Origin of the sequence: Streptococcus fermentans (assembly GCF_040888305.1) — a bacterium.
In the GTDB taxonomy this organism is placed as follows: domain Bacteria; phylum Bacillota; class Bacilli; order Lactobacillales; family Streptococcaceae; genus Streptococcus; species Streptococcus fermentans.
In genome coordinates this window covers 1-18,526 of the sequence record NZ_JBFNFG010000015.1, presented here as the reverse complement: position 1 = coordinate 18,526, position 18,526 = coordinate 1, and the positions used below count along the sequence as shown (strand labels likewise).

The 18,526-nt window shown below is 39.7% G+C and carries 20 protein-coding genes and 1 pseudogene; 4 read left to right on the top strand and 17 right to left on the bottom strand.

What is annotated here, in order from left to right; genetic code table 11:
- Positions 1–124: 124 nt before the first annotated feature.
- From AB2B50_RS09575 to AB2B50_RS09545, 7 genes are all read right to left on the bottom strand, one after another.
- Complete coding sequence (locus tag AB2B50_RS09575; protein WP_320693322.1) at positions 125–583, bottom strand: sigma-70 family RNA polymerase sigma factor; 459 nt, start codon at positions 581–583, stop codon at positions 125–127.
- Positions 584–775: 192 nt separating this feature from the next.
- Positions 776–1,312, bottom strand: coding sequence for a transcription termination/antitermination protein NusG (nusG, locus tag AB2B50_RS09570; protein WP_320693265.1), 537 nt, complete (start codon positions 1,310–1,312; stop codon positions 776–778).
- A gap of 57 nt (positions 1,313–1,369) precedes the next feature.
- Positions 1,370–1,546, bottom strand: a complete 177-nt coding sequence (secE, locus tag AB2B50_RS09565) for a preprotein translocase subunit SecE (protein WP_001211016.1) — start codon at positions 1,544–1,546, stop codon at positions 1,370–1,372.
- 9 nt (positions 1,547–1,555) lie between these two features.
- A complete protein-coding gene (gene rpmG / locus AB2B50_RS09560) occupies positions 1,556–1,708 on the bottom strand; it encodes a 50S ribosomal protein L33 (RefSeq protein ID WP_001809375.1) in 153 nt (50 codons plus the stop codon).
- 232 nt (positions 1,709–1,940) lie between these two features.
- The gene (locus AB2B50_RS09555) at positions 1,941–2,633 is read right to left on the bottom strand and encodes a phosphoglycerate mutase (protein ID WP_000240128.1); all 693 of its coding nucleotides are present in this window, start codon (positions 2,631–2,633) and stop codon (positions 1,941–1,943) included.
- Between the two features lie 136 nt (positions 2,634–2,769).
- Positions 2,770–3,138 (bottom strand): hypothetical protein, encoded by a 369-nt coding sequence (locus AB2B50_RS09550; RefSeq protein WP_060956138.1) that lies wholly within the window; start codon positions 3,136–3,138, stop codon positions 2,770–2,772.
- A gap of 783 nt (positions 3,139–3,921) precedes the next feature.
- Entirely contained in the window at positions 3,922–4,512 is a 591-nt protein-coding gene (locus AB2B50_RS09545; protein ID WP_320693321.1) for a MiiA motif-containing surface protein, read from the bottom strand.
- 387 nt (positions 4,513–4,899) lie between these two features.
- Here AB2B50_RS09545 and AB2B50_RS09540 point away from each other — a divergent pair, with 387 nt between their 5' ends.
- Positions 4,900–6,369, top strand: coding sequence for a M protein trans-acting positive regulator PRD domain-containing protein (locus AB2B50_RS09540; RefSeq protein WP_320693267.1), 1,470 nt, complete (start codon positions 4,900–4,902; stop codon positions 6,367–6,369).
- Positions 6,370–6,583: 214 nt separating this feature from the next.
- Here the strand turns inward: AB2B50_RS09540 and AB2B50_RS09535 are convergent.
- The 4 genes and pseudogenes from AB2B50_RS09535 to AB2B50_RS09520 all read right to left on the bottom strand — a co-directional run bounded on the left by AB2B50_RS09535 (position 6,584) and on the right by AB2B50_RS09520 (position 9,602).
- Positions 6,584–6,968, bottom strand: a pseudogene (locus AB2B50_RS09535) (transposase).
- 198 nt (positions 6,969–7,166) lie between these two features.
- A complete protein-coding gene (locus tag AB2B50_RS09530; protein ID WP_320693264.1) occupies positions 7,167–8,186 on the bottom strand; it encodes a YdcF family protein in 1,020 nt (339 codons plus the stop codon).
- Positions 8,187–8,253: 67 nt separating this feature from the next.
- Entirely contained in the window at positions 8,254–8,691 is a 438-nt protein-coding gene (locus AB2B50_RS09525) for an Rrf2 family transcriptional regulator (protein WP_320693263.1), read from the bottom strand.
- A gap of 71 nt (positions 8,692–8,762) precedes the next feature.
- Positions 8,763–9,602 (bottom strand): metallophosphoesterase family protein, encoded by an 840-nt coding sequence (locus AB2B50_RS09520; protein ID WP_320693262.1) that lies wholly within the window; start codon positions 9,600–9,602, stop codon positions 8,763–8,765.
- A 145-nt stretch (positions 9,603–9,747) separates the two neighbouring features.
- On the opposite strand from AB2B50_RS09520, the gene AB2B50_RS09515 reads away from it, so the two are divergent.
- A complete protein-coding gene (locus AB2B50_RS09515; RefSeq protein ID WP_049504821.1) occupies positions 9,748–10,200 on the top strand; it encodes a universal stress protein in 453 nt (150 codons plus the stop codon).
- A 115-nt stretch (positions 10,201–10,315) separates the two neighbouring features.
- Here the strand turns inward: AB2B50_RS09515 and AB2B50_RS09510 are convergent, their stop codons facing one another.
- On the bottom strand, positions 10,316–11,707 hold the full coding sequence (locus AB2B50_RS09510) for a Cof-type HAD-IIB family hydrolase (RefSeq protein ID WP_320693261.1): 1,392 nt from the start codon (positions 11,705–11,707) through the stop codon (positions 10,316–10,318).
- A 65-nt stretch (positions 11,708–11,772) separates the two neighbouring features.
- Here AB2B50_RS09510 and AB2B50_RS09505 point away from each other — a divergent pair, with 65 nt between their 5' ends.
- Entirely contained in the window at positions 11,773–12,735 is a 963-nt protein-coding gene (locus tag AB2B50_RS09505; protein ID WP_320693320.1) for an asparaginase, read from the top strand.
- Between the two features lie 406 nt (positions 12,736–13,141).
- Here AB2B50_RS09505 and ccpA read toward each other — a convergent pair whose 3' ends face one another.
- Complete coding sequence (ccpA, locus tag AB2B50_RS09500; RefSeq protein WP_301559553.1) at positions 13,142–14,149, bottom strand: catabolite control protein A; 1,008 nt, start codon at positions 14,147–14,149, stop codon at positions 13,142–13,144.
- 204 nt (positions 14,150–14,353) lie between these two features.
- On the opposite strand from ccpA, the gene AB2B50_RS09495 reads away from it, so the two are divergent.
- Positions 14,354–14,671 (top strand): DUF960 domain-containing protein, encoded by a 318-nt coding sequence (locus AB2B50_RS09495; protein WP_049527273.1) that lies wholly within the window; start codon positions 14,354–14,356, stop codon positions 14,669–14,671.
- Positions 14,672–14,713: 42 nt separating this feature from the next.
- Here the strand turns inward: AB2B50_RS09495 and folK are convergent, their stop codons facing one another.
- Genes folK through folP form a run of 4 tightly spaced genes read right to left on the bottom strand, consistent with a single transcriptional unit; the run spans position 14,714 to position 18,376 of the window.
- Positions 14,714–15,526, bottom strand: coding sequence for a 2-amino-4-hydroxy-6-hydroxymethyldihydropteridine diphosphokinase (gene folK, locus AB2B50_RS09490; protein ID WP_320693260.1), 813 nt, complete (start codon positions 15,524–15,526; stop codon positions 14,714–14,716).
- A gap of 40 nt (positions 15,527–15,566) precedes the next feature.
- Positions 15,567–16,121, bottom strand: a complete 555-nt coding sequence (gene folE / locus AB2B50_RS09485) for a GTP cyclohydrolase I FolE (protein ID WP_320693259.1) — start codon at positions 16,119–16,121, stop codon at positions 15,567–15,569.
- A 1-nt stretch (position 16,122) separates the two neighbouring features.
- Positions 16,123–17,421 carry a bifunctional folylpolyglutamate synthase/dihydrofolate synthase gene (locus AB2B50_RS09480; protein WP_320693258.1) on the bottom strand — a complete coding sequence of 433 codons (1,299 nt, stop codon included), beginning with the start codon at positions 17,419–17,421 and terminating at the stop codon, positions 16,123–16,125.
- A gap of 1 nt (position 17,422) precedes the next feature.
- Complete coding sequence (gene folP / locus AB2B50_RS09475) at positions 17,423–18,376, bottom strand: dihydropteroate synthase (protein WP_320693257.1); 954 nt, start codon at positions 18,374–18,376, stop codon at positions 17,423–17,425.
- Positions 18,377–18,526: the final 150 nt, after the last annotated feature.

Genomic DNA, 18,526 nt, shown 5'->3' with positions numbered 1-18,526 from the left:
ACCGCCGTGAAAAGGCGGTGTCTTAACCCCTTGACCAACGGACCAGAGTTGTTATTTTCAACTCTTACTATTATACTGACTTTTCTAACTTTGTCAACACCTTTTTTTAACTTTTTTTTCAATTCTACTGAATTACTTCCTTTAACTCTTTCAACATGGCTTTGCGGCCTTTAAATCGTTCGTCTGCCCAGAGGCGTTCATAGGCTTCTTGCTTATCTTGTGGTAATTTTCTTCTATAACTATCCAACAATTCATGAAGGGCGTAGTAATCATCCAGCCACAATCCTCCTTCTGGTAGGCGATGGCTAATCTCGCCTACTTCTTCATAGGCCATACGGTCCAGGCGACGTTTTTGACTCTCTTGTTTTCTGACGCTATCTAGGATTCGATTGCGGAATTTTGTTTTGAAGTAGACGTAGAGTTTCTTTTCCTCTTCCACTAAGTCTGGTTGGGCCTCGAGAAGTTCATAGAGACAGATCAGTCCTTCTTGATCCCAATCCTCTTTTTCCCACAGGTGGAGATAATAATCTTTTCGGCATCTATGGACAATTCCTTTTACGTTCTCATAATACTTTTCAAGCATTTGCTTTCCCCCTTTTCTCTGCTTGTAGTATAGCAGAGAAAGGGGGAAAGAAGGGCTTTGATTTCTGTCTTGTGTTTTTTCAAATCCAAGGTGCATCAGGAAGTATGAATACTGACAAGTGAGAATAAAAAAAAGACAACTGTCTCTTTTGCAATTGTCTTTGTTTGTGATTTTATATTGATAATTTTTTGATTAAAGTTCTGCAATCTGATTAAGATTTACTTCCGCTACTGTATCATTACCAAACATAGAGATAATCATCTTGACTTTATTGTTATCAATTTCTGTAATCTTACCTGTGTAATCTGCGAAAGCACCGTCAATAATACGAACAGTTTGACCAACTTTGACATCAATATCAAATTCTTGGACAGTTTGACCCATAGAAACTAAAATATCGCGAATTTCTTGTTCCAAAAGTGGAGTTGGTTTTGATCTATTTCCATGTGAGCCTACAAATCCTGTTACGTTTGGTGTGTTACGCACAACAAACCATGCTTCGTCGGTCATAACCATTTCTACAAGAACATATCCTGGAAAGCGATTTTCTTCGATTTCTTTTTTCTTTCCATTTTTTTCCACTTGCACTGTTTGTGTAGGAATCTCAACACGCAGAATATTTTCTAGCATATTATATGTTTGTGCACGCTGCAATAGATTTTCTTTTACTTTATTTTCGTAGCCAGAATAAGTTTGTAGCACAAACCATCCTTTATCAAAACTATCCATGTTTTTTCCTTTCCTAACTGAAGAATTTCAGCGACTAGATCTTTTTCTTAGCTTATTTTAAAAAATATTAATAAAACGAATCAATCCGCTAACAATCAATTGGTCAAAAATATAAATCATCACTACAAAGAAAGCAGTGTATTCCATGATAGATTTAAAATCTAACCAACTTTCCTTGCGAGTCGGCCAAGTTGTTTCTTTAAGAAGTTTAAAAATGTCCTTAATAAAACGCATCGTTTTCTCCTATCTCGTTTCTCGGTGTGTGGTGTACTTGCCACAGTGTTTACAAAACTTATTTACTTCTAAGCGTGTTGGTTTTGGATTTCCACTAATCTTAATCGAATAGTTTCTAGAACCACAAACCGCACAGGCTAGACTTGCTTTTTTAAGTGCCATAACGCCTCCATCTTACCTATTATAACAAGAATCCTCTGCTTTGACAAGCTTAATTGTTTTTTGAATTCTTAAATCTTGAACCGTAACTTCTCAAAGTAACATCCACTTCTACTAACGGTAAAACTTAGTTTGGGAATTCAGCCTTCCAAAATCTCGGCTCAAGTTTTCTTCTACCTCAGGCTGTATGTTTCGAAAATCAAAAACCTAGGAATCATCCTAGGCTTTATGATGTTTATTTTCCAAGGTAGTATTCAGAAACCACATTCAATTTTTCGTCAAATTCGAATACCAATGGTGGGAAGTTAGGGATTTCTACGTCCATGATTTCGTCGTCTGACAATTGTTTGATGTGTTTTACAAGAGCACGGATTGAGTTACCGTGTGCTCCTACGAATACGTTTTTACCATCTTTAAGTGCTGGAGCGATTTTATCTTCCCAGAATGGAAGGGCACGTTCCAACGTTACTTTCAAGTTTTCAGCATCTGGGATAACTGAGTCGTCAAGTGAAGCATAACGACGGTCTGTGTGAGCTGAGTGCTCATCATCGCGATCCATTGCTGGAGGCAATACATCGTATGAACGACGCCAGATGTGAACTTGTTCATCACCAAATTGTTCAGCTGCTTCAGCTTTGTTTTTACCAGTCAAACCACCGTAGTGACGTTCGTTCAAGCGCCATGATTTTTCAACTGGAACCCACAATTGGTCAGATGCTTCAAGAGCCAAGTTAGTTGTTTTGATTGCACGTTTCAATACTGAAGTATAAGCTTGGTCAAATTCGATACCAGCTTCTTTGATCAATTTACCAGCGTCAATCGCTTGTTGTGTTCCTTTTTCAGACAAATCAACATCAGCCCAACCAGTGAAAAGGTTAGCTTTGTTCCATTCAGACTCACCGTGGCGAGCAAAAACCAATTTTACCATTTGATGGATACTCCTTTTATTTTCCGAGGTTTCCCTCGTTTATCTATTCTATTTTACACAATTTTTCACAAAAAAGCTAGTCAAAATCAATCAAAAAAGAGAAGAGACTTCTTGACTCTTCCCTTTATGTATAGAACTATCCTTCAATTTGGAAATGTTTTAAGCTCGACAAGTATAGCGCTCCACCAATGATGAGGATTATTCCACCGATCCATCCCAAGAATGGAATCAATGCTACTCCCGATCCAACGATAAACAAGATAGACGGCGCAAGTGAGATACGTTTGTCATCCTTATAATAGACAAGAGTGAGAATTCCTAGGATAAGAGTTGCAATTTTTACTAAAGTAAAAACAAGGAAAACAATTCCCAAAACAAATCCAGCAAAATCTTCATTTTCAGAAATAGCTGCAATCATAACTATAATGACTGGTAAGATTGCTAAAACTGCTCCTGCAATGATTCCAATAATTCCATCAACTTGTGCAAGTGTTTTTGTCTTCATAACTGTCTCCTCAAAATGTTATACAATCGTTATTTTACCATATTTTAGTTTTTATTTAAAGTTTTTACCAACCTAGTATAGAATGATGAACCGCGATTGATGATTCCTTTACTGGCTCTCTATACGAATCAAACTAGTAATATTTAAAGTGTAATAGTTCTATTTTTTTACTTGTTATTTTACATTATATTCAGTCGTTCAAGTAATCCATTTATTTTTTTCATAATTTCGTTAAATATTCTCACTCAAATCAGAAACTATATCTAACTTACCTCTAATTAATAGAGACGTGTTTATCATTAGATTTGGTGCTAATCTTTAGTATTCCCAATTTTTAGTTTAGATTATACTCATCATTTATTTTTTTGATTCCCCTTATTATTTACAATAATGAAACAGTTCGTATGTCATTCTCATGCTTAATTTTTTGTCATTTTATAAATGTTATAGATTTTCTATTATAGCATATAGCACACCATATTCCTCCGTGAGGTTATCTGAGGTTTAGTATTAGTTTCCCTGTACTATTTCTTACTCAGATTTAATTTAGCGCTCTTGATTGTTTCTGATAGAACTATACAACTAGTATTAATAAAATGTTGACTAATCTACATTCTGCAATTTTTCCGAGATGTCGTTATTAGGAAAAAATTTAATTTATCTGACTTCAAATAGTAGTAAAACGAGCCTTGAAATCAAAAAACCGTAAGAATTTCTTCTTACGGTTTTTCTAGCAATGTTAAAGAATAATCATTCTCAGTTTTGCTTTATTTGAGTATTTTATTACTCTTCTTCCTCGCGTTTTTTAGCGATGAGGAGTCCTCCTGTCACTGCTGCAAGAAGTGCTAGTCCAAGTGAAGCGCTAGATAGTTTTGTACCAGTGTTTGGCACTTCTTTCGCTCCTGCTTTCTTAGCTGGTGCTTGAGCAGATGACTCTTTAGTTGCTTCGTTAACAACTTTATTAGCTGCAATTGTTGCTACTGATCCGTCCGCAAAGGTTACAACTACTGATCCGTCTGTTTGGACTTGAACATCAGTCGCTGTAGGGTTTGCTACCTTAACAGCTGCTACAACTTTTGCTTTTTCTTCATCAGTAAGTGCTGATGGATTGTAGACCACTGTCACCTCTGGAGCTTGGATGCTATCTGCTTCCTTAGCTTTTTCAGCCGCAACTACTGGTTCTTCATTAGAATTTTGAGTAGTTTCAACTGCTTTTTCAACTTTTTCTTTAGCCACTGCTGCTGGTGCTACTTCTACAGCTGGTGCTGCATAAGTTACATTTTCTTCACCTGTAGTCGGCTTAGTTGTTTCCGTAGTAGAACCTACTTCTGGCTTAGTTTCTACTGTGTCTGCTTTGACTGATGGAGCTACCAAAGCTGCCCCAACCGCAAAGACAATCGAACAACCAAATAAGAAATGTTTCCCTTTTTTTGATCATTCGCCAGTTTTTCTGTTCTGCATTTTTACGATTAAAATACATGAATCCTATCTCCCGTTAATTTTTAAATTATGGCATGTCTTTAACATATGAATTAAATTACAAAACATAGCTTCATTTTAGTCAATCATTTTAAACTATATATTTAAAAAATCCTTTTTGTACAAAAAAATTCTAAAATGACAATCTTTCTTTTAAAATACAATATAATAAATGCAGGCATATTCTTTGTTTTTTTGATTTACTTGTGATATAATAACTAACATCTCTAAAAATATGATTTTTGTTTGTTATAGTCGATTTTATTACAGGAGGAATAATTTATGAGAGCTCTATTAACTCAAAAAGAACAAAGACAATTAAGAATTTTAGAATATTTATTTGAAAATTCAGACTGGATCCACCTAGATCCTCTGGCAGAAGCTCTAGATATCAACACTCGTATTATCAAAAGTGATATCAAGGAGATGCGCGAAGTTCTCTCTTGCTTCGAAATCCAATCTTCAACAGCTGGTATCAGACTCGCCAATAATAACAATTTAGGCGTTGAACGAATTTACCGCCACATTTTACAAGATTCTTCTAACTTCCAAGTTTTGAGAGCATTCTTTTTATTAGAAGAACCATTTACCTATGAACATCTAGCTCAAACTCTTGATGTTTCGCTTCCTGCACTTCGCAAAAAAGTCGCTGAGATTAATCATACCTTGCAAAATAAATACCGCTTCAAACTCAAGGTCACTCCAATCTCTATCATTGGAGACGAAAAAGACATCCGTTTCTTTTTTGCCCAGTACTTCCATGAAGCCTATGGTTACTTCAAATGGCCATTTACTGATTCTAAGAAAGACATTGAAGAATTTGTTGCTTTCTTTCTTAAAATGACAGGATTTCCTGCCAATTATGCCAACTTGTTGCAGCTAGAAACACAAATAGCTGTTAATTTGCACCGATTTAAGATCGGTGCTACCATCCAAACAACGAGCGATTCTACAAATGATCTTCCTTTATATGATCAACTGCCAGAATTCCAAGATCAACTCGAACCATTGGCTAAGCGTCTGAATATCGAGGTTAACCGTCATACCTTAGAACAAATCTTTGATTCTTATACTCAAAAAGGAATCTTCTATACTGTTGAAGAATTTCTAGCTGCCCGTTCAGAAGACAAACAGGTTGATCACTCTTACCACGCTGCTCGAGATGTCCTCGATAACTTGACTCGTGAATTTGGGATTCACTTTACAAATACTGACGAGCTAGTTTGGCACTTGCACAATACTGCTCTTCTTGAACGTCAAGAAATCAACTCAGAATCCATCATTTCTCATAATAAATCCTATACGCTCAAAAAAATCAAGAAATTCTTCCCTGAATTTTACGAAGCAGCTGTTTTCGAAATGATGCGTTATAAGTCTAGCTTGGGACAAAAAGAACTGGCGCACGCTGTCGTCCATCTGGTTTACACTCTCTTGACTCACGCTTCAGATTTGATGGAACAACTGTTAGAATCTCAGAATAAGGTTCGTGTCCTTATTTTGAGTGAATTTGACTTTGCTCATCCTCACGCTCTCATCTCCCTCTATAAATACTACACTTCTAAAAATATCCAGTTTGAAACATGGGACAAGGCTACATTGAATGTTGATGAGATTATGGAGGCTGGATATGATGCCATTTTAACCAACTTTGATGTAGAAGGTTTAAAGCATCCAAAACTAATCAATATTGGACGTATGCCCCAGCTTCAAGTTATTAGCGAACTGAACACCATCTCGCTTGGTGATCTTTAAAATCACCTTCTTTTGAAAGATCAATCATTTACAGTTTTATTTCTATATGTCCACTCAGCTTAACTATACAAAATCATGACCACCCGTCTAACGGGTGGTTTGAACCAGGGCTATAAGCCCAAATGACCAGCCAGCGCCTAAAGACGCTGGCTTTCACGTTGTTCAAGCCTCATTGCTCTTGACTCGTCACTTGCCTCTCAAAGAGGCTTTAGTATTACGTACCACTATCCCTAAAGGGATCCTCATATTCTTTTACACTCAATTTATCTAGTGCTATATCATGCTTTTCCTGATCTTGAATATATTTCTTAATTTTGGCTTCATTAAGCCCTACTGTACTCACATAGTAACCTTCTGCCCAGAAATGCCGATTCCCAAACTTGTACTCGAGATTAGCGTGTTTGTCAAACATCATGAGTGCACTTTTANTGGCCCTCGATAATCTCAACACCTTTATAACTACATAATCGGCGGAATATTTCTCCCAAACTACTTCGATATTGATTATAAATGACTTTTCGTCTATACTTAGGGGTGAACACAATGTGATACTTACAGTGCCACTTTGTGTGTGATAAACTAGGTGTCTTTTGTGCCATGGTTTTCTCCTTTCGCTTTACAATTGGCTTGAACACCTTTATTGTATCGCGTTTGGAGTTTTTTTGGTATAACCTTCGATGCGCACCCGCATAGCGGGTGGTTTATTTGTCTCGCATCTCACGGAGCGAGACGGACTGAAAGTCACATAACGAAAAAGCTAGAATTCTGAATATCAGAAAACTAGCTTTTTTTTTATTCTACCAAAGAATTCCCTTATAGGATAAAAGTAGTGCAAGGAATAATAATCCGTATAAGAACATAAAGAGCCACTTCAATTTCACACACAAGGCCACATACTCGCGGATAAAGGCTGATGGGATGTAGTAGCCCGCTGTCCGACAACCTAGACCATCACCTTTCATTTTTAGCTTACGAGCATAGGTACTAGTCCTAAAGACATGATAATCATTGGTCACAAAGAGAAATTGAGGTTTGGCTACTAGTTTCTCACCAATCTCTTTGGAATAAAGAAGGTTCTCATAGGTAGTCCTTGATTGGTCCTCCAGGATAATCGCATCTTGGGGAACATCTGTCTCGGTAAGCAGATAATTTGCAATCGCCTGGGCCTCAGAAATCTTTTCATCCGCTCCTTGTCCACCGCTGGCTATGATTTTGATATGAGGATTTTTAGACTTATGGTAAGCTTCTACTGCCTTATCGATTCTCCTCTTTAGCAAAGGTGTTACCCTTTCTCCACCTAGTAAACCAGCACCATGAATGATAATAAAATCATAATGCTTCTTCTTAGGAATAAAGAGGTACAAGATAGAGTACAACATGAAGCCCGCAAAGGCAAAACCAAAAATAAAATAAGAGTAGAAAATGAATACAAATAAAATGTTTAGAAAGTGATTGGTGTAAAATAATTCATTTTGATCTCCCAATCGAAATGAAATCAAGGCAAAAAATACCAAAATGACTATTCCAAGAAGCATGGAGAGATAATTGGCCTTTGAACGTCCCTCTCGTTTCAGCAGGATAACACCATTATAGATTAAAAAGATACCACTTAGAAAAAGCAACAAGGGGATTAAAACAAAGGCTACTCCATAGAAAGCAAGCTGAACATTCTCATAACCGTTTTTATAAAAAAGGTAGGATAGATAAATATAACTTGAAATGAGAGATAATAAAAATAATACTGGATTCCACAAACTTCTATTATCCTTCCAAAATGACAGTATAAATGCTAATACAATTCCTATAACGAGATACATTTCTTCCTCCTTTAATGATTCTATTTTATCATCATTATCCACATAAAAAAGAGGATCTAAAGTCCTCTTATACTTCTATCCTACTCTCTGCATCTGCTACTACTTGGGCAAGACTGGTCTGACCAAGTTCAGCCTCCATAGCTTGCTGGATTCTCTCCAATTTTTGATCCAAAACATCATGAATATGAGCTCCAACTGGACAGGCTGGATTGGGATTGTCATGAAAACTAAAGAGTTGACCTGTCTTTCCTAGACATTCAACTGCTTGGTAAACATCTAATAGACTGATATCCTCTAGGTCTTTGATAATCTCTGCTCCACCAGTTCCACGCGCGACGAAAATCAAGTCTGCCTTTTTCAGTTGGGACAAGGTCTTACGGATAATAACTGGATTAACTCCAACACTACTAGCTAGAAAATCGCTAGTCACCTTGCTTTCCTTCCCTTTTAGGGCAATAATGATCAACATATGAGTCGCAATGGTAAATCGACTTGAAATTTGCATTCTCTTCTCCTTTTTTGTCAGATTAGTTCCTTCTTTTTCTTAAGTTTATTATATCTCTTCTAGTTGTAATGTCAAGAGTTACCACTAAGCCAGTCATCCAACTCAGCATCATGTCCTTGATGTTGTGCAATTTTATGAAGTAATTCTTGGTTATGGGTATGGTGAATCCCATTAACTAAACTTTCATAATAAACTTGATAGTAGGGTAATTGTAAGTCTTTTGCTAGCTGTAATTCTGCCTCAATATCATAATCAACCCGACGAAAATCAAGATCTTTCAAGCCTTTTTCATCAAATTCTAAGATCATGTATTGGGCCCGCAAGTCTTTGCGTAAATTCCCAGATAAAAAGAAGGGTTGCCCAATCGAACCTGGATTCAGGATAAGCTGGCCACCACTACCATAGCGAAGAAACTGCTGATGGATATGACCATAAATGGCAATATCGCAGTCCGGATTGGTGACAAGACGATCAAAGTCCTCTTGCTTACCAAGATGAATCAGCTCTCTTCCCCAGTTTTTATCAGGCAAGTGATGGCTAATCCCTAGCTTCAATTCTCCAAACTGACGGTGCACTCGCAAGGGATAGTCTTGCAGTGCCTCAATCTCCTGGCTACTAATTTCTTCCATAATATACTGACACTGGCGCAAGAGGTAGCGATGGCTCGGTCTGCTTTCATCTAACTTGCGATGACAGGCTCGCCAAAGACTATCTTCCCAATTTCCCAGAACTCTAAGAGTAATGGGTAAAGTGTCCAATCTCTGGAGAATATTTTTTCGTCCTGTTCCAGGCATTAGGATATCTCCTAAGAGCCAATACTCATCAACCTCCGCCTTCTGGGCATCTGCCAGAACAGCCTCTAAGGCTGTTGTATTGCCATGTATATCTGATAATACTGCGATTTTTGTCATATCTTTTCCTCTTAGCTTTTCTATTTTTATTATAACAAACTCCAAGTCAAAGTCAAAAAGCACCTATCTTTCCTATCGTTTTTTACTTTACTTTTTTAGTGAAAAGGATTACAATGAAGGTAATAAGAATGAGGAGGTTTTTGCTATGACACAACGTTATGAAAATATCATGGTAGCAGTTGACGGTTCTAAGGAAGCTGACTTGGCTTTCATCAAAGGGGTTCACTCAGCACTGCGTAACCAAGCAAAACTAACTATTGCTCATGTCATTGACACTCGTGCTCTTCAAAGCATCTCAACATTTGATGCCGAAGTTTACGAAGAGTTACAAGTCGAGGCCAACGATTTGATGGCAGAATATGAAAAGCGTGCAAGAGATGCTGGTCTCACAGACATTAAGGTTGTTATTGAGATGGGTAACCCTAAAACTCTCTTAGCTAAAACAATTCCAGACAAAGAAAAGGTTGATTTGATTTTGGTTGGAGCAACAGGGCTCAATGCTTTCGAGCGCCTGCTAGTTGGTTCTTCATCAGAATATATCCTACGCCATACCAGCGTTGACCTTCTCGTCGTTAGAGATAAGGACAAAACTTTGTAATAAAAAAGAAATGAGGTTGGGATTTTTCTCCTAACCTCATTTTTTTCATAAATTGTTGATGCAGTAGTTGGAGCTAGGAAATCAAAACAGCATTCAAGGCTTCCTTTTCTATCGCCTATTTCTTATTGGCTCTTTCCTTGTGGCGTTCATAGGCCTTTATCTGGCGCTCAATCTCCTTTTTAATGGCTGGTTCTGGAGCATATCTCTCCTCCCAGTCATCTGGTTTTAGAATTTTGTGAGTAACTGGGTCAAAATGAGCTTTTCCATCGGGAAACATTTTACCCATATTGGCTTGATGGACAATATCAAAAATCCGCTCTGGATCCACTCCCATCAAAACAAAGCTACCATAGGTGAAATACAAGGTATCAATTAAGGCATCTACTTGCCCTACCAAATCTTGCTTAGCAGGTGTTTTCTTAGCAACTTTCTCTGCTGCTTTATCCAGCGCTTGGTGTAACTGTCCAACTGCCCGTTCGAAGTCTTCTTCAGAAGAGCTAGCAGCTCGAACAAACTCGACCAGTTCTTCTATCTTAAATCCTGCTCTATGGGTGGCACCTTCTAAATCCCAAGCTTGTGGCTCTTCTTGAGTTCGTTCATCCATCATGTGGTGGAAGGTTTTGACCTTATTGAAATGATAGTCACGGCTGACAAAGACTTTCTCTGAAGCCAAAACACCAAAGTGTTCCAAGGCCTTGTGAATCCCATCTTGCTGGTTGCTGGTTGTGATATGCTTGGCCACTTCCTTGACACTGCTACTACCATTGCCCATAGCGACTGACATCCCAACACCCGCCAGCATCTCTAAGTCATTGTCCGAGTCACCAAAGGCCATGACTTGATTGAGATCAAAACCATACTCTTTTCCGACTCGGCGAATGCCTTCTAACTTGGAATTTCCTTGGTTGATGACATCGGCTGCAAAAGGATTACTACGAGTCAATTTCAAGTCTTTAAAATCAGCTGCTGCTTTCTCAGATTCTTCTGGCGTCATTAGCATCAAAACTTGATAAATGGGCTGATTCATCAAGTGAAGCAAGTCTTCTTCCTTCTGAGGAACAATCTTACTCACCATTCGATTAAAGGAATGACTAACTGTACGAGTCAACATAGAGGGGACAAAACGACTCACCCTTTGAGAAAAAGAACCTAGGCCAAAAGACATGATTTTCGAACCCAGCATGGCATCCTTGGTCCCTAGGGCAATCTCCTTGCCCTCTTTTTTGGCATAGGTGATCAACTGCCGTAAATGAGACTTGGAAAGAGGACTTGTAAACAAGACTCTGTTTTTATTAAAGATATATTGGCCGTTATAGGTTACGGCAAAATCCAGATCTAAATCTTCCATTAAATCCTTAACAAAAAAAGGTCCTCGCCCTGTCGCTACTCCAACAAGCACCCCCTGGTCCTTCACAATCTTAATCGCGTCCTTAGTGGATTTCAAAACACTCTTGCGATCGTTGACTAGTGTTCCATCGATATCAAAAAAAACAGCTTTGACTTCCATCCTACCTCATTCTCCCCTTTTGTGATACAATGATTATACCACATTTCAGAAAGAGTGAGTAAATCATGCCTAAGAAAATCCTTGTTTTACATACGGGTGGTACTATTTCCATGCAAGCCGATGACTCTGGCGCTGTTGTAACTAGCCAAGAAAACCCTATGAATCATGTATCCAATCCACTTGGAGGAGTTGAAGTCCACGCGCTCGACTTTTTTAATCTGCCAAGTCCCCATATTAAACCCAAGCATATGTTGGCCCTCTATCAAAAAATCAAAGAGGAGGCTAATCATTATGACGGTTTCGTGATTACACATGGGACAGATACCTTGGAGGAAACTGCCTATTTCCTCGATACCATGGAGGTTCCTCACAAACCGATCGTACTAACAGGGGCCATGCGTAGTTCCAACGAACTCGGAAGCGATGGTGTCTACAATTATCTCAGTGCCCTACGCGTAGCGAGTGACGATAAGGCTGCTGATAAGGGTGTCTTGGTCGTGATGAATGATGAAATCCACGCTGCTAAGTATGTGACCAAGACGCACACGACAAATGTTAGTACCTTTCAAACGCCGACCCACGGCCCTCTTGGGCTCATCATGAAATACGAGATTCTCTACTTCAAAACAGCTGAACCCCGTGTTCGTTTTGACCTTGATAGGATCCAGGGCTTGGTTCCAATTATTCCAGTCTATGCTGGTATGACAGAAGAACTCCTTGATTTGCTTCCTGTTGACCAGCTAGATGGTCTTATTATCCAGGCCTTTGGTGCTGGAAATGTTCCCAAGGAAACATCACAAAAATTGAACGCCCTTATCCAAGAAGGACTCCCAATCGCCTTGGTTTCTCGTTGTTTTAACGGGATTGCTGAACCTGTTTATGCCTATGAAGGCGGTGGCGTTTGTCTACAAAAGGCTGGTGTATTCTTTGTCAAAGAACTCAATGCTCAAAAGGCTCGTCTCAAACTCCTCATTGCTATCAATGCTGGCCTTACAGGAGAGGAATTACGAGCCTATATGGAAGGATAATACTCTTCGAAAATCAAATTCAAACCTCGTCAACGTCGCCTTGCCGTACTCAAGTAAATCCTGCGGCTAGTTTACTAGGTTGCTCTTTGATTTTCATTGAGTATAAAAAAGTCGGTGAGATAGAAATTACTAGATCAAGTCTTGTTTTCTAGTCACCCCCGCAAGCCTTCTACCATCAACTTGATGCTTGAACCATTGACCAAAAAGTTTTTACTACTAAAAAGCGAGAGTGGGACAGAAATCGGTAATTCGTTAGAATTCGATTTCGTCGTCCCACCTCCGCACAGTTGAGTAGGGCTGTAAAAGCTGATGAACTCAGCGTAGTAGAGCCCACTCAACCACTGCGTCTTGCTCGACAATCCACAGACAATTGAGAGGCTAGGACTTTTGTCCCAGCCTCTTCTGGTTAATCTTTACGAGTTGAATGACGTTCTACCAAACCATGTGGCAAAAGAACTTCACGCTCTTCTAACTCTTCCTTATGCATAATCTTCGTCAACATACGCATACTAATAGCACCAAGATCATACAAAGGTTGCGCAATGGTGGTTAGGTTTGGACGAGTATAGCGCGCGATTTGTGAATCATCACTGGTGATAATTTCAAAGTCTTCCGGTACAGAAACTCCCTTGTCAGCAAGTCCGTTCAAAACACCTGCCGCTAATTCATCACCTGTTACAATCGCTGCTGTTGCTTTAGAAGAAATCAAGCGTTCTGCCAAGGCATAACCATCATCATAACGGTATTTTGATTCAAAAACAAGACCTTCACTGTAGTTAATTCCCGCTTCTTTCAAAGCATCTTTGTAACCAGCTAAGCGAATCTTGCCATTAATATCATCCACTAATGGTCCACTAACGAAGGCAATTTTTTTATTTCGTTTCAAGAGATGGCGGACTGCATCAACAGTAGCATGTTTATAGTCAATGTTGACACTTGGAAGTTGGTGTTCTACGTCCACTGTTCCTGCAAGAACCACAGGTGTGCGTGAGCGTGAAAACTCTGAGCGAATCTTCTCAGTTAAATGATAACCCATGAAGATAACGCCATCCACCTGTTTAGAAAAGAGAGTATTGACCACAGATACTTCCTTTTCATCATCCTCATCACTGTTAGCAAGGACGATGTTGTATTTGTACATTTCCGCGATATCGTCAATCCCTTTAGCAAGGGTAGAGAAATAAGTGTTTGTGATATCTGGAATAACAACTCCAACTGTTGTTGTTTTCTTGCTTGCTAGACCACGAGCTACTGCATTAGGGCGGTAGTCAAGACGATCAATGACCTCTAGGACTTTTTTACGGGTGTTTTCTTTGACGTTCTTATTGCCATTGACAACACGACTGACAGTTGCCATTGACACTCCCGCTTCTCGGGCAACGTCATAAATTGTTACTGTATCATCTGTGTTCATTCCGTTTCCTTTCTACTTTGAAAATTTTGTTTTCATGATTCAACTGTTTTCAGTTTACCACTAATTGTAAGCATTTTCAAGCATTTGATGAAGATTCGTTGAAAAAATTTCAAAATCATTCCCATCTTTTTAAAGGTAGTTGACTTTTCTTGATTTTTCTAGCAGTTTGCAGTATGATAATAAAAAATCAATTAGGAGGTAGGGATGGCTTTTACAGATTCTCATAGACGATGCGCTAGTTTCGGTGTAGTGACCAATTTACCCGACGATGTTATCGATTCAATCTGGTATATAATCGATCATTTTTTAAAGCATGTTTTTGATCTAGAAGATGAATTGGAGTTTCGGCTTTTGAATCATGAAGGCTCCATCACTTTTCGTTTTTCTAGTCAACATCTTCCAACAACGATTGACTTCGACTTCAACCATCCCTTTGACCCACTCTATCCACCTAAAGTTCTGGTGCTAGATATGGATGGGAAGGAAACCATTCTCCTACCAGAAGAAAATGACCTATTTTAAAAACTCTAGCTTCCCCTATCTACTTAGGAAACTAGAGTTTTCTTATTTTTTCAATCTTTGGTACAAGTACCGAATTGGTTGTCCCAAGACTGGATGGATGAAATGCGGAGCTATTTCTTGGAGTGATTCTAAGACAAAGAGGCGTTCAGCAATATAAGGATGAGGCAAGATGAGGTCGTCTGTATAGATGATCTGGTCCTCTACAAAAAGCAAATCCAGGTCAATCAAGCGAGGTCCCCAATGCACTTCTCTGACCCGTCCCATCTCTGATTCAATCTCTAACAAGGTTTCTAACAAGATTGGAGCTGGCAACCAGGTTTCCACTTCAATGACTTGATTGGCAAAGCTATCCTGCTCCACACCACCCCAAGGCTCGGTCGTCAAAACACTAGACTCTTTGAGAATGTGGATGCCACGAGCTTGCATTTTGTCAATCGCTTGCTGGAGATTAGCCGCCTTATCCCCCATATTGCTTCCTAAGGCAATAAAAGCTCGCTGCTTACGTCGATGGATGGTTACTGAACAAGTATCCAGCGGTAGATGGATAGGTGCCCAAGGTTTTTTTAGTTCCAGTTCAATCTCTTGAACGAGAGGGTAGGTCTCAAAAGTACGCTCTACTAATTTATAGGCTACTGTTTCAATCAGGTCTTCGCTTTCTTCCTGAAACCAAGTCGTCCATTGCTGGCAAAGTTCTCCGTAATGGACAGAAGCAGTTAAATCCAAGTTTATCGCAGCCTTGGTCATATCATAGGATAGGGTGGCTGAAACGACAAACTTCTGCCCCAGTTCCTTCTCACTAGGAAAAAGTCCATGAAAGGCGAAAATTTCTAGGTCTTTAATTCGCAGTTGATCCATAACTAGTCCTTTCTAGAAAAATCCGCTTAACGCGGATTTTTTAAAGTCCCATGAGACGATAAGCTTGATCACGAAGATCCTTATCTGTCTCAAATAGACCACGAGCCACTGTTGTCAAGGTTGCAGTTCCTGGTTTTCGAACACCGCGCATACTCATACACATATGTTCTGCTTCAATGACAACGAAGGCTCCCTTGGCTCCCAAATACTCCATCAAGGCATCAGCCACTTCGATATTCAAACGTTCTTGAATTTGTGGCTTTTTCGAATAAACTTCCACCGTACGAGCTAATTTTGATAAGCCTGCTACACGCCCATCAGGAATGTAGGCAATATGAGCTCGACCATAAAATGGTAAAAAGTGGTGTTCACACATGGTGTGGAAAAAGATATCCTTTTCCACTACCATATTGTCATCAATAATCTCAAAGGATTTTGACAGGTGCTCTTCAGCAGTTTGCCCAAGACCTGAAAAAATCTCTTGGTACATACGAGCGACACGGGCTGGTGTTTCCTGCAAGCCTTCGCGATTTGCATCCTCACCAACTGCCTCGATAATCATTTTTACAGCTTCTTCAATCTTTTGTTTATCCATTCTAATTTTTCCTCTCCATTAGGTAGGTTCTCACTTGGGCTAAAAAGTATAATGAGCCCGTGATAATCCTAACTGTTTTTTTCTCTTCATTTTCTGATAATTTTTTGTCTAGAAATTCCTGCCAACTTTGGTAGTTGAGATTTCTAGAATCAGCCATCTCTTTCAAGACTTTTTCATCCGTCGCCCGACTATCCTCAAAATAAGTTAGTGTAATCTTAGTATTGGACAAAGTTTCTAGCAAGTCCAACATATCCTCAAAGGCCTTGGTTTTGATACAAGTAAAGAGGATTTCCTTCTGATAGTCCGTAAAGCGTTCTTTCAAGGTAGCCAACAAGGCCTTGATGGCATGGGGATTGTGGGCCCCATCTAAAATCATCAAGGGTTCCCTATAAATAACCTCCAAACGTCCAGGCCAGCTTGTTTCTTCCAAAGCTTGAGCAAGCAAGTCATTGCTTGCTAGTTCTCGACCATCCTCTTTACAAAAAGTATCAAGTAAAGCTATGGCCATCCCTGCATTCTCTATCTGGTGCAAACCAAGCAATCCTGTTTGGAAACGACCTTGTCTGACTGAGCTTGAATAATCAAAGATTTCGCCCGTCTCCACACTCTCATGATGGTTAACTTGATAATCTTCCCCATAAGCAAGCCTAGAAGCTTGTTTAGCTTTCGCAATCTGGTCGATAACCGATAAGGCTTCTGGGACGATGTCTCCTGTCACTAGAGGAACTCCTTGCTTGATAATCCCTGCTTTCTGCTCTGCTATGGCTTCCAAGCTATCCCCTAAAAGCGCTACATGGTCTAATCCGATAGTCGTGATGCCAGTCAAGATAGGTTGACAGACATTGGTACTATCCAAAAGTCCGCCCATACCAACTTCCATAATCGCCACATCGACTTGCTCAGAAGCAAAATAATCATAAGCTATAGCAGTAATAATCTCGAATTCTGTCGTTCCTTGCAAGGCTTGAGCATGCTCCCCTTCAAGTAGTGAACGATAATCCACCATCAAGGATTCTAATCTTGCTTCTAGGATGGACTCGCCGTTAATGGCAATCTGATCGGTATAATGAATCAGATAGGGAGAGCTGAAGACACCAACTCTAAGCCCCATCTTTTCCAACAGATTCTTCAAAAAGGCTATAGTAGAGCCCTTTCCATTGGTTCCACCAATATGGATAACCTTGAGTTTCAGATGAGGATTGCCACGTAAGGCTAATAGCTCCACCATCCTCTCCAGACCAAAATGCGGTTGGTCTGTCCGGTAGTTTGCTATCCACTGGTTCGTTTCGTTTTTATTCATCTTACTTATATTGTTTCAAATCTAAATTTTCCGCATGGTCTGCCAGACGGATGGCTGATGCAATTTCGATTGCCATCTTATGAGTAGCTACATCATGCACGCGCACCACTTCTACACCCTGTCTAGCAGCAATGCTGGTCACATGAGCCGAAGCAATATCACGATTGCGGAAGCCAGCTTCAGTATCTGGATTGACTTCAAATCCATTTTCTTCCAGAATATTGATGACAAAGCGCTTGCGAGAAACTCCTAAAAAGATAGGATAGCCCATTTTGTGCAATTTCCCAAGATCACGTAGGAGGATGAGATTTTCCTTTTTGGTCAAGCCAAAGCCAATCCCAGGATCCAGCATGATGTTTCCTTTCGAAATTCCTGCTTTTTTCGCTCTTGCTAGAGCACGGTCAAAGAAGGCTGTCATCAATTCTTCTACTGGTAGTTGTTCAAAGTCTGCTAAGTCTTCCTTTGTAAAAGTCTCTCCAAATCCAAAATGAGGAAATATGAGTGAACTAGGGTGCTGAGGGCGTGCCATAACTGGATTAAACATGATGACTACCTGAGCTCCAGCCCTGGCAACCACCTCTGCCATCTTCTCATCCCCCATAAGGCCTGTAATGTCATTGACTATATTGGCCCCAGCTCGTAAAGCCGCTTCTGCCACCTGACTCTTCCAAGTATCTACCGAAATCTGAACATCACTTTCCTTGCGAATCGCTTTAATCACTGGAACAACACGCTGGATTTCCTCTTCTATCTCAACATAGCTGCTTCTTCCCGGCCGAGTCGATTCTCCGCCGATATCTAGCATACTAGCCCCTTCTGCTATCAATTTACGAGCCTGCTGGAGTGCTTGCTCAAGAGCAAAAAATTGACCACCGTCCGAAAAGGAGTCTGGGGTGACATTGATAATACCGCAAATAGCTGTTTTTGTAAGATTCTCTCTTTTTTCCACGTTCATCACTCAAATTTCATTTAGATTGGTATTCCTCTATTTTACTGTTTTTTTTGGATTCTGTCCAATTATCCCTCGGTACTCCCATACTTTAAAAGAGCGCAAAAAAAGGGCTCTATAATATTTGTAGTGGGTAAATCCCCTATGGATATTATG